The 14,814-nt window shown below is 30.8% G+C and carries 12 protein-coding genes; 5 read left to right on the top strand and 7 right to left on the bottom strand.

The window, feature by feature from the left end; genetic code table 11:
- Positions 1-71: 71 nt before the first annotated feature.
- The 4 genes from KPL37_RS00645 to KPL37_RS00630 all read right to left on the bottom strand — a co-directional run bounded on the left by KPL37_RS00645 (position 72) and on the right by KPL37_RS00630 (position 6,412).
- Positions 72-1,235 carry an iron-containing alcohol dehydrogenase gene (locus KPL37_RS00645; RefSeq protein WP_216145256.1) on the bottom strand — a complete coding sequence of 388 codons (1,164 nt, stop codon included), beginning with the start codon at positions 1,233-1,235 and terminating at the stop codon, positions 72-74.
- Positions 1,236-1,307: 72 nt separating this feature from the next.
- Positions 1,308-2,375, bottom strand: coding sequence for an HD-GYP domain-containing protein (locus KPL37_RS00640; protein ID WP_216145255.1), 1,068 nt, complete (start codon positions 2,373-2,375; stop codon positions 1,308-1,310).
- Between the two features lie 236 nt (positions 2,376-2,611).
- Positions 2,612-3,016, bottom strand: coding sequence for an FMN-binding protein (locus KPL37_RS00635; RefSeq protein ID WP_216145254.1), 405 nt, complete (start codon positions 3,014-3,016; stop codon positions 2,612-2,614).
- 357 nt (positions 3,017-3,373) lie between these two features.
- Positions 3,374-6,412: a vitamin B12-dependent ribonucleotide reductase gene (locus KPL37_RS00630; protein WP_216145253.1), complete on the bottom strand. Its 3,039-nt coding sequence runs from the start codon at positions 6,410-6,412 to the stop codon at positions 3,374-3,376.
- Between the two features lie 354 nt (positions 6,413-6,766).
- On the opposite strand from KPL37_RS00630, the gene KPL37_RS00625 reads away from it, so the two are divergent.
- From KPL37_RS00625 to KPL37_RS00610, 4 genes are all read left to right on the top strand, one after another.
- The gene (locus KPL37_RS00625; RefSeq protein ID WP_216145252.1) at positions 6,767-7,273 is read left to right on the top strand and encodes a gamma carbonic anhydrase family protein; all 507 of its coding nucleotides are present in this window, start codon (positions 6,767-6,769) and stop codon (positions 7,271-7,273) included.
- A gap of 36 nt (positions 7,274-7,309) precedes the next feature.
- A complete protein-coding gene (locus tag KPL37_RS00620; protein ID WP_216145251.1) occupies positions 7,310-7,807 on the top strand; it encodes a GAF domain-containing protein in 498 nt (165 codons plus the stop codon).
- 19 nt (positions 7,808-7,826) lie between these two features.
- Positions 7,827-8,723 carry a CvfB family protein gene (locus KPL37_RS00615; RefSeq protein WP_216145250.1) on the top strand — a complete coding sequence of 299 codons (897 nt, stop codon included), beginning with the start codon at positions 7,827-7,829 and terminating at the stop codon, positions 8,721-8,723.
- 228 nt (positions 8,724-8,951) lie between these two features.
- Positions 8,952-9,902, top strand: a complete 951-nt coding sequence (locus KPL37_RS00610; RefSeq protein ID WP_216145249.1) for a hypothetical protein — start codon at positions 8,952-8,954, stop codon at positions 9,900-9,902.
- An 84-nt stretch (positions 9,903-9,986) separates the two neighbouring features.
- On the opposite strand, the gene KPL37_RS00605 is transcribed toward KPL37_RS00610, so the two are convergent.
- The 3 genes from KPL37_RS00605 to KPL37_RS00595 all read right to left on the bottom strand — a co-directional run bounded on the left by KPL37_RS00605 (position 9,987) and on the right by KPL37_RS00595 (position 14,021).
- On the bottom strand, positions 9,987-12,662 hold the full coding sequence (locus tag KPL37_RS00605; RefSeq protein ID WP_216145248.1) for a cation-translocating P-type ATPase: 2,676 nt from the start codon (positions 12,660-12,662) through the stop codon (positions 9,987-9,989).
- Between the two features lie 270 nt (positions 12,663-12,932).
- Complete coding sequence (locus KPL37_RS00600; RefSeq protein ID WP_216145247.1) at positions 12,933-13,469, bottom strand: chromate transporter; 537 nt, start codon at positions 13,467-13,469, stop codon at positions 12,933-12,935.
- The gene (locus tag KPL37_RS00595) at positions 13,470-14,021 is read right to left on the bottom strand and encodes a chromate transporter (protein WP_246578067.1); all 552 of its coding nucleotides are present in this window, start codon (positions 14,019-14,021) and stop codon (positions 13,470-13,472) included. It lies immediately after the preceding gene.
- A gap of 210 nt (positions 14,022-14,231) precedes the next feature.
- Here KPL37_RS00595 and KPL37_RS00590 point away from each other — a divergent pair, with 210 nt between their 5' ends.
- A complete protein-coding gene (locus KPL37_RS00590; protein ID WP_216145245.1) occupies positions 14,232-14,654 on the top strand; it encodes a YaaR family protein in 423 nt (140 codons plus the stop codon).
- Positions 14,655-14,814 lie beyond the last annotated feature (160 nt).

The following is a 14,814-nucleotide window of genomic DNA, read 5'->3' as shown; positions in this document are numbered from 1 at the left end:
TAAAATAGTGATGTTTTTATATTTATTTTATAACTAATTATTAATCTTTATTTTAGAAAGACAATTTGACTTTATAATGCAGCCTTGAATATGCTTAGCACATCATTATGATCTATAGGTTTTAAACTGCCTATTTTTCCATATCTTACAGATTTCTTTGCCATTTCTTCTAATTTACTTTCGTCGATTCCAACTTCACTAAGTTTTGTAGGAATTCCAAGTGATACAAAATATTTGCGAGTTTTAGCTATTGCAGCATTTGCAATGGCATACTTATCTGCTCCTTTTTCAATATCCCATACATTTACTCCAAATTCAACAAATTTGTCTACAGTGGTATCATCTAAAATATATTTCATCCAATGTGGAGTTAAAATTGCAAGACCTACTCCATACGTAATATCATAATAAGCACTTAGTTCATGTTCCATTGGGTGAGCAACCCAGTTACTATCTTTTCCAAAACTTAATAAGCCATTTATTGCAAGACTTGAGGCCCACATTAAATTTGATCTTGCTTCGTAGTTTTTAGGGTCATCTATTGCTATTTTGCCATACTTTATACAAGTTTTAAGAATTGCCTCAGCCATCCTATTCTGAAGAAAAGCCTCTTTTGTACTACTAAAATATGCCTCAAAAGTATGACTCATTATATCTGCTGTTCCTGACGCTGTTTGATTTTGTGGTACTGAAAAAGTATAAGTAGGATCTAGTATTGAAAATCTTGGCGCCATATCAGGATGGCCCGTTCCCAGTTTTTCATTGACATCTATATCTGTAATAACTGCAAAAGTATCCATTTCAGATCCAGTTGCGGCTAAGGTTAATACAGTAGCTATAGGAAGCACTTTAGAAATTTTGCTTGGGTTTTTAATTATATCCCATGCATCGCCTTCATAGTAGTAAGCTGCTGCGATAGCTTTTGAACAATCAATAGAACTTCCTCCACCAGCAGCAAGTACTAGATCAATTTTATTTTTTCTGCAAATTTCCACACCTTTTCTTACAGTTGTTATTCTTGGATTTGGTTCTACACCTGAAAGTTCCCAAAATTCAATTGAATTTTTCTTAAGTCCATTAACTATATCATCATAAAGACCATTTTTCTTTATACTTCCTCCTCCATATACAAGGAGTACTTTTGTACCATATTTTTTTATCTGTTTAGGTAAAACACTAATTTTACCCTTACCGAAGAAAACTTTAGTTGGAATTGAATAATCAAAATTTAACATATAATCACCTCATAAATTATTATTAGAATAACTCTATTTTAATTCTAATTCGTACATAAGTCCATGCAATTATTAGGGTAGCATATCTATAATAAATAGATTTTTTTCCTTTTGTAAATCTATAAAATTTGAATCAACAGATATAAGGGGTTTGGATATATTATTTATGTCTATTTTAATTATTTTTCCAATAGAACCTTTATTAAGTTTTACCATTTCACCCGTGTAGTAGTTTGACATATGTCTTACAAAGGTAGTTATATAATTATAATCTAATAAATCAATACAATCATGTTGCAAAACCTCTAACACTTTAAGGGGATTTTGTTTCTTGCTATAGACTCGCTCTGATGTCATTGCATCAAATGTATCTGCAATTGCTATTATTTTTGCAAAAGTACTAATTTTATCTTCTTTTAAACCAAGAGGATAACCTGACCCATTTAAACGTTCATGATGTGTAAGAACACCTAAAATTACGGACTTATCTAATAATGGAATATTTTTTATAAGGTCATAAGCATAAAGTGAATGCTTTTTAACTTCATCAAATTCTAAGTTTGTAAGTTTAGAAGGTTTATTTAATACGGTGGGATTAATTTTAGTCTTACCGATATCACTAAGAAAAGCAGTATGAGTCAAGAGTGTTAATTCATTCTTAGGTAAATTAAGCCACTTTCCTAGCATTGAACTTAAAAGTGCAACGTTTACACAGTGGCGCGTAAGATATTCATCTATATTTTTAGAGCTTGTTATATTCTTTATAATTGAACCATAATCGCTAAGATTATCTAAAATTTCTTTAGACATAACTTTTATTTCTGTTAAATCTGGCTGCGAATCCTTTTGTAGGTTATCTAAAAATATATCTATCTTATTTGAAAAGCGATTTAATATATTTTCAGTTTGAATTAAACTTTGCTCTCTTGAATTTTGTGAACTAGGAACTACGAGTTCTTCTCCACTCACATAAATGTGTACAGTGTTTGATGGGTAGAACTCTACTATTTTTTTTATAACTGAACTATTTAATGCAATTTCCTTTGCAACTAAAGTTACGCCATCTAGTACTAAATTTTCAGTTAAAATCATATTTGGTTTTAGATCATAAATGCTTATATTTTTAACATTTGGTTTCATAGATGCATCTCCCTTAAACTTAATTAATAAATTCTGTGAAATTTGTCTACTGAGTAGTAATATTATACCACATATAAAGTCTGTTTAAATAAATTTAAAATCCTGCTAATTTATTTAATTAGCAGGATTTTTAACATTTAACAATTATTAATTTTAAGTTTTTAATTTTTCAACTATATTCTAGAAAGTTGAACAAACTTGTGGTTATCAAGTGAAGTGTTAAGATTTATATATGTTTATGATTTACCAGCGTTTAATGCAATCTCAATGGATTTTAAAATTACTTTACTACTGTTTGTTGCGCCTGTAATAGTATCTACGTGAAGGTTTTGAGCCTTAACTACATTTCCTGGTATAACCTCTGCACTTTTTCCTCTTTCAGTTTTATGGCTTAGTAGGATTATATCTTTAATTTTGTGATCCTTAACTGTAACTGAAACCTTTGCAGCAACAAATTCTGCATTACAAGAACCGGTATATATTCCATCAGAAACCTTTGATAAATCAACGCTACCAATTTTAAGTTCACTTACTATTTTCTTGTATTTATGCACAGAAATCAAATATTTTCCTCCAATTAATCCACCCGACAAAACCATTATACAGATTACAACTAATACTATTTTTCGTACAATAGTCATAACTAATCTCCTTTATTTTTAACGACATTTCAGCAACCTAAGAGATGATTTAATAGACCTTAATAAAAGATTGAATCCATCATCTGTTTTTACGAACTAAACGTTCTTTTTCCTTGCGTTCTATAATTTCCATGGATATTACCCTCCAGGTTGTAAAGTATATTCGAGTATACTATAAGTATACATTGCTTGCATATGATGTCAATAATAACATTTCTATATAAAAAACTTGTTTGGCGGTGGAAAAAAAATCAAAATAAAAAGGTACTCTTCTAAAAGAGTACCTTGTATTTATACATGTCATAATTGGTTTGACAGGGCGGCATATACTATATTATGCCATTTGCAATGTAGTTATTAACTACATCCAGTTGTAGTTCCACAGTCAAGGCAAACTTTACAAGTACCATTTCTTACAAGCCTAGTACTTGAGCAAAGTGAGCAAGTTTCAGAGTACAATCTTTCACCTTGGATCTTACCATCATCTTTACTTGCAGGGGATACAACATTTTCAGTTCCCTCTAAAGTAGTTGAAATTTCATTTTCAACAGGGATTAATGGGTTACTTGGAATATTTGTGTTCTCATAATTGTCAGGCTTAATTTGACACCTACTATAGTCACCTAGCTCTATATCAATTATCTTGCTAATCAAGTCAGAAATAGATGAAACTGATTTAATATAAGGATGTTTTTGTACAAAACCATAAGGTTCAAATTTTTGACCTCGAAGCATCTTTGAGATAGCATCTGCAGGAACGTGGTGTTGAAGCATAACTGATATTGCTTTAGATAGAGAATTTAGTAATCCAGTAATAATAGTGCCTTCTCTGTCTGTTGTTATATATATTTCAGAAATCTCTCCATTTGAACGCCTATTAACAGTAGTGTAGATTTTCACATCTTCAATTTGAGCAGGATGAGTAGTGCCATAACGTATCCCAATTGGTTTCTCACGAATTGAATGTGATTTATTTGAAGTTTTTTGTAATGATTTTGCTTTCTTTAAAAGAGCATCATATGATAAATCTTCAAGTAATAGTTCTTTATCCTCGGATAGTGTAGTGTTTAATGGTTGACTTGCCTTTGAACCATCTCTATATAAGGCGATACCTTTTACGCCTAATTTCCAAGAAGTTAATATAACTTCTTTAAAATCTTCAATAGTAGCATTTTTAGGTAAGTTTACGGTCTTTGATATAGAACCAGATATCATAGGGGTTATTGCTGCCATCATAAGAACGTGTCCCATAAATGAAATATATCTTTTACCGCTGCCACACTTATTTGCTGTATCAAATATAGATAAATGTTCCCGTTTCAAATGAGGAGCACCCTCGATTTTACCGTCCACAATTTTTTCGTATTTAAAGCCGTTTTCATCAACCATTTCTTTTCTTAGAATGTAATCAAAAATATCATTTGTTTCACTCTCTGTATATCCAAGGTTAGTAAGAGAATCTTTAATTACAGGATTTACGATGGTCATAAAACCGCCACCAGATAATTTCTTATAAACAAAATGACTGAAATATGGTTCTACAGATGTTGCACCGCAATCCATAGCAAATGAAATAGTACCAGTAGGAGCTAAAACTGTAACTTGAGCGTTTCTAAAACCATAGTTTTCGCCGCTACTTAATGCTTTTGTCCAGCAACTTTTTAAAGTTTCACTTATGGCACCCAAAGAGTCTTTATTTAAAATAGCATGATCAACTTTTATAGGTTCATAGTTAAGATTTTCAAAGTCACTCTTTATTGCGCCGGCTGCCCTTGCATGATTTCTTATAACTATCTGCATGTAGTCTTTATTGATATCATATTTTTCAAAAGGAGATAATTCCTTGGCAATCAAGGATGAAACATAATAAGACTGCGCAGTCATTATTCCAGTTAGAGATGATGCTATATTTCTAGCATCTTCAGAGTCATAGGGATAGCCCATAACCATAAATAATGAAGCCAAATTTGATAGTCCAAGACCGGTGGTTCTAAACAAATAAGTTTTTCTTGCTATATCTTCAGTTGGAAATTGTCCCCAATGTATTGAAGCTTCAAGAACTAACTGAGTAAGTCCTATTAAATGTACATATCCATCTACATCGAACTTTTTAGTTTTAGCATCATAAAATTTATATATATTAATAGATGCTAAGTTACAAGAAGTATCATCTAAAAAGGCATATTCTCCACAAGGATTAGTTGAATTAATTCTATTATGTTTAGCGCCAACTTCTCCATCTTCTCCAGCAGGACAAGTGTGCCATGCATTAAAAATGTCATCAAACTGGGGAGCTGGGTCTGCACATTTCCAAGCAGCGTCATTAAAGGTATCCCATAATTTTTTTACACTTATATCGTTGTCAATCGCTGGGTCGCATCTGCCCTTAAGGGTAATAGTTTTATTGGGTTCGTTTGATAAATTATCAACTTTCGTCATGAATTCATCTGAGAATCTTATAGAATTGTTTCCATTTTGACCAGAAACAGTTTCATAAGCCTCTCCCTCAAAACTACCATCATAACCCATTTTAGTTAGAGCCCTTACTTTATCTTCTTCTTTAGCTTTCCAGGTCATAAACTCCATTATTTCAGGATGGTTTATATCAAGGCATAACATTTTAGCTGCGCGCCTTGTAGTTCCGCCAGATTTTATTGCACCAGCATTCCTATCAAGGCCTCTTAAAAAACTCATGAGACCTGAGGAAATACCACCACTAGATAATTTTTCTCCAATGCCACGAATGCTCGAAAAATTAGTTCCAGTACCAGAACCACCTTTAAACAATTTGGTTTCTGTTACATACTGCTCGGAAATTGAATGTTTTCCGAGTAATTTATCTTCAATTGATAAAATAAAACAAGCTGAGGCTTGAGTTCGTGTATAAGCATCTTTACTTTTTACTATGGTTTTTGATTTTTCATCATAATAAAAGTTATTTAATGATCCACCTTTTATGCCATAAGATAAGTTAAGGCCAGTGTTAAACCACTGAGGAGAATTTGGAGCAAACATTTGATTTAAAAATGCATATATTAATTCATCATAAACAATACTTTCTTCTTCCTTAGATTTAATAATAGTCTCGTCTATTAAAGATTTACACCAAAAATTAACAAGTCTATGAGCTACAAGTTTCATACTATCCTCATAACCTTTTTTATTATTAAGACCAGATTTTCTAAAATATTTTGAAGCGATTATATCGCAAGAATTTTGTGAGTAGTTTTCTGGAAATTCTAAATCCTTCATGTCTAAAAGTACTTTATTTGTTTTATGGTCTTTTAACAAAACATTTACCTTTTTCCAATTAAATAAATCAAAAACAGTAATTGCTTTATTCTTTTCTAATTCCTTTGTGAAAACTCGTTTAATCAAATTTTTTATCTCTGCCATAATGAATACTAGCTTAAAAAAACTAGTATAGACACCTCCTATTAGTTGCATATTAATCTTAAATCATGTAAAATATAATTCTGTATGTTTGAAATTAATATACCTAAGTAGTTATTTTAATTATTTAGGTATATTTTATGTATTTTTAAATAAAATACCATATGTAGTAGTTGAAAAACATTTGCTACTACATATGGTATTATATAATATTTTTTACGAAAAATCAAATAATAAATTAACTCAAATTATGACTAATTACGGGCTTATTTAACATGTAATGTAGTATAATAAATGTATGCTTATTATATAACAAGATATTGTATTTATTATTATGGAAGAGGTGAGGATGAAATTATGATACATCAATTCGATGGACAAATCCCGAATATAAACAAAAATACTTTTATTGCTAGTAGCGCAGACGTTATAGGAAATGTAGATATAGGAGAGTATAGCAGCATTTGGTTTGGAGCTGTATTAAGAGGTGATTTGAATTCTATGTCTATAGGTGCTTATACAAATGTTCAAGATAATGTAACGATTCATAATGATGATGATTTTGCTGTTAATATCGGAGATTATGTAACTATAGGACATAATGCTATAATACATGGTTGTACAATTGAAAATTATACTTTAGTTGGAATGGGAAGCACAATTCTGAATGGTGCAGAAATAGGAGAGTATACTATAATTGGAGCGGGTAGCTTAGTTACGCAGGGGAAAAAAATACCATCCGGCGTTTTATGTATGGGAGTGCCAGCAAGGGTTATAAGAACACTAACAGTTGAGGAAAAGCAAAGCATAAAGGAAAATGCAAATCATTATGTAGAACTTTCAATGAAATATATTGCAAAATAATTAATTATGGAGTAAAAGATTGAAGGAGCTAGAAAAATGATAAAATTAAATGCAGTAGAAAAGATGACAAGTGAGCAGAAATATAAATATATGCTCATCCTTTTAGAAGGGCAGCTTAGCTCAGAAAAAAATGACCTAGCAAATTTGTGTAATGCAACGGCAATAATTAAAGCAATTATGGATAGGGTGAATTGGGCAGGTTTTTACATACTTCGTGGTAACACATTAATTCTTGGAATGTTTCAAGGACTTCCGGCTTGTAATAGAGTAGAAGTAGGCAAGGGAGTATGTGGAGCGGCTGTAACTCAAAAAAAACCTCAACTTGTAGAAAATGTTCATGATTTCTTAGGACATATTGCTTGTGACTCTTCAACAAATTCAGAAATTGTTATACCTATAATAAAAGATGATGTAGTTTATGGAGTTTTAGATTTAGATAGCCAAGAGATAGGAAGATTTACAAAGCTAGAAGAAAAGTATTTAGTCGAATTTGTAGATATTCTTAACAAATATATAGATTGGTCAAAAGTTTAAAAAAGGTAGGGGATATTAAATGATAAAAATTGGAGATATTAATAGTCTAAAAGTAGTTAGAAGGGCAGATTTTGGTTACTACTTGGGGGCTGAGACAGATAATACGGATGATGATGTATTATTACCAATGAAAAGTACAGTAGGTAGAGCCCTTAAAATTGACGATGAAGTTGAAGCGTTTATATATAGGGACTCAAGTGATAGATTAATTGCAACTTTGAAAAGACCAATGGCAAAAGTTGGTGATTTAGCTTATCTTAAGGTAGTTGATATGACTACAATAGGAAGTTTTGTTGAAATTGGTTTAGAAAGAGATATATTGGTCCCTTTTAAAGAGGAAAATTATAGTTTAGAAACAGGTAAAAAATATCTTTTCTATATATATTTAGATAAGACTGGAAGACTTGCAGCTACTACTTTTATTGATAAATATTTATATGATACAGATTCATATGAAATTGATGATGAAGTGGAGGGTACAGTATACGGAATCCAGACTAATGGTACATTAATGATAGCTATTGATGATATTTATAGAGCTGTTATTCTAAGAAACGAGAATTATGCGAATGTTATACCTGGAGACAGGCTAACTGTTAGAGTACAGAAATATTATGAAGATGGGAAAATGGACGTAACAGCAAGAAAACCAAGACTAGAAGAAAGAGATTTAGTTGAACGTCAAATAATAGAATTCTTAGATAAGTCTGGTGGTTCTATGGTATACAATGATAAAAGTTCTCCAGATGATATAAAGAAAACATTTAAAACCAGTAAAAATGCATTTAAAAGGGCATTAGGTGGGCTTATGAAAAGTGGCTGGATTATCCAAGACACAGATGGTACTAGATTAATAGAACAAGATGTTAAATTAGAAGAACAAGAGACTAAATTAGAAGAAATAGAAAAAGAATAAATAATAGAAATTACTTAAACGGCTAAAGCCTTAAATATAAAAAGGCTTTAGCCGTTTAATATTTTTTGAAACATTTTGATGTTGTAAAAAACAATATATTAAATTAGTATTGAAAATATGTTTATATATGTGAATAATGGTTTAATTTTTTTATTAAACATGAATTTTTATTTTTTGGTTATACTATATTCAAAGAAAAAATTATTTTATTAATAAGGAGGATTTTTAATGAAATCAAAAACCATATTATTAACATCGGCTATATTAAGCATATTACTAGTTGGGTGTAACATGAAAGTTCCAACTCAAATACCTAAAACAACGCCAAAGGTAATAACCGCAACTTCAATGGTAAGTACGGCAAATGAATTTGAAAAGGCCATAAGTAGCAATGGTACATGGATTATTAATTTGAAAAAGAACATAACTAGTGATAAAAATCTTGTAGTTAACGGTGAGTTCAAAAAAGATAAAAGTGTTATAGGACGTAATATAAATCTATATAGTCAAGATAAAAACAAGAGCATAACTGCTAAATTTATTTTAACTGTGCCAAAATTAACTATTAATAGTCCTAAAACAAGTATGGAACATGGAACCTTCAAAGGTGATCTATATGTGTCATCAAGCCATTTTCAGTTAATAGATACTACAGTGAAGGGAAATGTATATTTTACTACAACTGAAGCTAAAAATACATGTAAAATGGATGCTAAAAGCAAAGTTACTGGAAAAAAGGAATTAGTAACAACTTCAAATAGAGTAAACACTGCGATTGCTTTTGAAAAGGCAATAAGTAAAAATGGTACACAGATTATTAATATGGAAAAAAGCCTAACTATAAACAAAAACCTTGTAGTTGATGGTGAGTTTAGAAATGATAAAGCTCTTTTGGAACGTAAGATAAATCTTTACAGTCTAGACAAAGCTAAGAACATAGGAGATAGATTTACTTTAGCAGTACCAAAATTAACTATTAAAAGTACTCAAACCAGTATGGAACACGGAACTTTTAAAGGGGATCTTTACATTAGCGCAAATAACTTTCAGTTGATAGATACTAAAGTTGATGGAAATGTATATTTTACGTCGCAAGAAGCTAAAAATACATGCAAAATGGATGCTAATAGTAAAGTTACAGGAAAACAACAATTAACAAAACAATATGATGCACAGTAATCTCAATACTAAGATAAAAAAATATAGATATATATTATTCAAATAAATAGAGGTTGACGAATTAATTCGTCAACCTCTATTTATTTATTCAATTTCTTGTACCTTAGATGAGACACGTTTAAATATTTTTACAATCTCGTTTAAGAATAGAGGCATTAGGGACAATAAAGTAACGAAACCCCAATCCTGAACACTCAAAGCATGAACACTAAACGCCTTTGCAAGTGGTGGTATTGTTATTATAAAGATTTGTAGCATTAGGCCTAAAACAATAGATCCAATTAAATATTTGTTTGAAAATAAACCTATTTGGAATATTGACTTCTTTTCATTTCTCATATTTAATGAATGAACAAGTTGCGAACAACTAAGTACTACAAAAGCCATAGTTTGTGCATGTTCTAAAGCCTCTCGTTTAAGACCTTCTGGGAATAGTGGGAATAAACTAGTTGCTCCACTATAATATTTTGCGCCTATTACAAATGCTGCTAGGGTTAGTATTCCAATTAACAATCCATTAAGAGCTAAACTTAAGGTCGCACCTTTAAATAAACTATCCTTTGGATTACGTGGTTTATATTTCATTACGTCAGGGTCACCAGGATCGACTCCTAAAGCTAGAGCGGGAAGTGTATCTGTAATTAAGTTAACCCACAATATATGGATAGGGCGAAGAGGAGATGCCCAACCTAAAAGTATTGCAAGAAATAGTGCTATAATTTCTCCAACATTACATGATATAAGGAATATTACAGTCTTTTTGATATTACGAAAGATGTTTCTTCCTTCCTTTATAGCAGCAACAATAGTTGAAAAGTTATCATCTATTAACACCATATCAGCTGCACCTTTAGCTACATCAGTACCTGTTATACCCATTGCAACACCTATGTTTGCCATTTTAAGAGAGGGTGCATCATTTACTCCGTCTCCAGTCATTGATACGATGTTTCCTTTGGATTTAAAAGCTTTTATAATTTTCACTTTATGTTCTGGGGATACTCTTGCGAACACTCTAATATTATCAATTTTATTATTTAATTCGACGTCTGAAATTTTATCAAGCTCGCTACCAGACATAACGGCTTTAGGATCAACTGTAATATTAAGGTCTTTTGCTATAGCAAAAGCTGTGTTTTGATGATCACCAGTTATCATTACAGTCTTAATTCCAGATTTTTCACATAGTGCAATAGAGTCTTTAACCTCAAGCCTTGGTGGATCTATCATGCCAACAAGTCCAATAAATATTAAATCATTTTCTAAAGAATCAATAGTTACATGATCTGTTTTAAGAACTTTGTAAGCTGCACCTAAAACCCTTAATGCATCATCAGACATGCTATTAGATATTGCTATTATGTCTTTTTTTATTTCAGGCGTAATGTCTATTATCTTACCTTTGATATAGGTTTTAGTACATAGATTTAATAGATTATCAATTGCTCCTTTTGTCATTACATAATATTCATCATCATATTTATTTACAGTAGTCATTAATTTTCTATCTGATTCAAAAGGAATTTCATCAATTCGCGGGTGTTTTTTCTCGAGTTCATCTTTAAGTATATTGTTGTTTATACCAGGTATAAGTAGTGCAATTTCTGTTGGATCACCTGTTTTTGAACTCTCGGAATAAGTAGCATCATTACATAAAATAAGATTTTCAAGTAGCAGCTTGTGCTCTTTATCATTAATATTTAAAGTTTCAATATTTTCGAGGGTTTCACCTGCATAAAATTTTATTACAGTCATTTTATTTTGAGTTAAGGTTCCTGTCTTATCTGAACATATAATATTTACTGAACCCAAAGTTTCAACAGCAGGTAGTTTACGTACAATTGCGTTTTGCTTAATCATTTTTTGAACGCCCATAGCAAGCACTATAGTGACTATTGCTGGGAGACCTTCAGGGATAGCTGCAACAGCTAAACTGATTGATGTAAGAAGCATTTCAAAAAGATCTCTCTTTTGAAGAACACCAACAATAAACATAAGGGCACATATAAATAATGCACCTATTCCAAGAAATTTTCCAAGCTGTGCTAGTTTTTTTTGTAGTGGTGTTTCTGTATCTATTTTTTCGTCTAACATTTTAGCAATTTTACCAATCTCAGTATCCATTCCAGTAGACACGGCTATGCCGACACCTCTACCATATGTTGCGAGTGTTGACATAAAGAGCATGTTTTTTTGATCGCCAAGTGGGATATCATCACCATTTAATACAAGCGTCGCAATTTTATCAACTGGTACAGATTCTCCTGTAAGTGTAGATTCTTCAATTTTTAAATTTGCAGTTTCAAGTAGCCTTAAATCACAAGGTACATATCGACCTGCGTCAATAATAATAATGTCGCCAGGTACAACTTCGCGAGATGGAATTTCTTTTACCTCTCCATCACGCCTAACTACGGCTTTTGGAGTGGATAATTTTTTTAGTGCATCAAGAGCTTTTTCTGCTTTAGATTCTTGAATAATTCCGACAGTAGCATTAATAACAATTACGATAGCAATTATAACCGCATCGCTTGTTTCACCAAGAAGTGCAGAAATTACAGCAGCAGCAATTAAAATGTAAATTAAAATATCATTTAATTGGGCCAGAAACATGGAAAACAGTGTTTTAGGCTTTTTAGTTTCTAACTGATTAAGTCCAAATTTTTCTCTTTGTATTTCTGATTGTTTTTGGGAAAGTCCTGTTTCTAAATTTGAGTTAAATTCTTCTAGAACTTCTTTTATAGTTTTGCGTGCAAACATTAATACCACCTCTTTTTATAGTATTTCTAATTATAGTGAGAATTATTAGAGACAAAAAAAAACTTTGCTCTATTAAAAAATAGAACAAAGGTCTGGCAACATCTATTGAGTTAATTATCCGGGTGCAATTTAGTACACCGTGATGACGAACAATTAAAAGCAGAAAAACTGCCCTCGCTACTCCCCTTTAGTACATTAAATATATCATATCATATTATTATAAATGAAACAATAAATATATTTGGTAAACAAAGGAAAATATTAAAAAATTTATATTGGTAATAGGCCATATAATAAAATGCCTAATATTCCAGAAATCAGTATTGTTATAATTGGATGAAATTTATTAGTTAGTAGTAGTCCAAATATTATAAATCCGATTATTACGCTTTTAATGTCTTTATAAGATTCACGTCCTAAAGATAAAAATACAGAAATTATAAGACCAATCATAGCGGGCCTCATACCAGCAAGGGCGGCTTTCATTATATATGACTCTTTAAATTTTACAATATAATGATTTGCAATAGTAACTAAAATAAAAGAAAAGGAAATTACACCTAGTGTGGCAGCAATACTGCCTAAAATGCCAGCTACTTTAAAACCTACAAAAGTGGCTGAATTTATTGCTATTGGTCCTGGAGTCATCTGTGATATACCAATAATATCAACAAACTCTTTATAACTAATCCAATTATTGCTTTTTACAATTTCTCTTTCGATAAGTGGAAGCATAGCATAACCTCCACCAAAGCTAAAGGCACCTATTTTTAAGAAGGATATAAACATTTCAATTAAAATACTCATTTATTTTACCTTCTTTCCAAGAAATATAACTCCATATAAACCAGACAAAAGTATAACTATAACAGGATGTACTTTAAAAAATAATATGCTTACAATCGACAATAAAATTACAATAAAATTTGCATAGTTTTTCTTTAGAGATTTTGATAAGCTTACTACAGCTATAAGTACAAGTACGGGTACTGCAGCAGAAATACCTTTGAAAATTAAATTCACATAATAATACTGACGAAATTTCATAAAAAAAACAGCTATGCATAAAATTATAAAAAATGAAGGTAAAACCACTCCTAGAAGTCCAATAATAGCTCCAAGTGGACCACCAATTCTATAACCAATAAACAAGCTACAATTAACAACTAAGGCTCCGGGAAAAGTCTGAGAAATAACAACTATATCTAAAAAATCTTCTTTTGAAAGCCACTTTTTTTTACTTACAACTTCAGCCTCAATAAGTGGGATCATGGCATAACCTCCACCAAAGGTAAAAGATCCTATTTTAAAGAAAGAAAAAAACATAATTAGTAATCTTTTCACTGGGACACCTCTCATAATTTAATTTGTTATATTAAGGTTATTATAACCTTAAATATAATTATACTAATATAAACTAAAATTGCAAATTAAGCTATTATTTTAGGGTAAAAACTTATTTTTTGTTGTAGCTATTATTTCTGTGAAAGTTCGTTATAATGTACATAAGAATGTAAAAGATAAAAAAGATAACTACAGTAATATAGATAAATTGGAGGTGAGTTAGTTATGGAAATATCAAGAACTAGAAGAAATTCGACTATTTCAACAGATAAAAAAAATGTCAAAAACAAAATGGATTTTTCTCAAAACTTTAGTAATGCTAGGCATAATAAATCAGATGAGCAGTTAAAGGATATGATGGATGACATAAAAAAGAAAGGAAATAGGTTAAGTACTACAAAATGTTATGCTGACGTTAAAGCATATAAAAATTTAATTAAAGAATATTTGGATTCTGTTTTAAAACACATGTATGAGGTGAAAAAAGATATTAGTTTTTGGCAAACACAATATTTTATAACAGTAGATACTGTGGACGCTAAATTAGAGGAACTTACTCAGATGTTACTTAGTCAAGAAAAAGACAATCTTAAAGTAGCAAATACTATTGATGAAATTTCAGGGTTAATAGTTGATATATATAAGTGAAAAAGTATATATTACGCGTATTTCAATCCATGAATTTCTCCGGCGTGGCACCAAATAAGAGTTTGAAACGTGAAATCCCATTAAGAAGTTCTAATCTTTTGTAAATAAAAATTCTCTAACTCTCACATTCGGCGTGCAACCGTTCGCTAGACTGCCTGTG

It is taken from the genome of Clostridium frigoris, assembly GCF_018861865.1.
Lineage (GTDB): Bacteria > Bacillota > Clostridia > Clostridiales > Clostridiaceae > Clostridium_AD > Clostridium_AD frigoris.
This window is presented reverse-complemented; position numbering and strand designations above follow the sequence as displayed.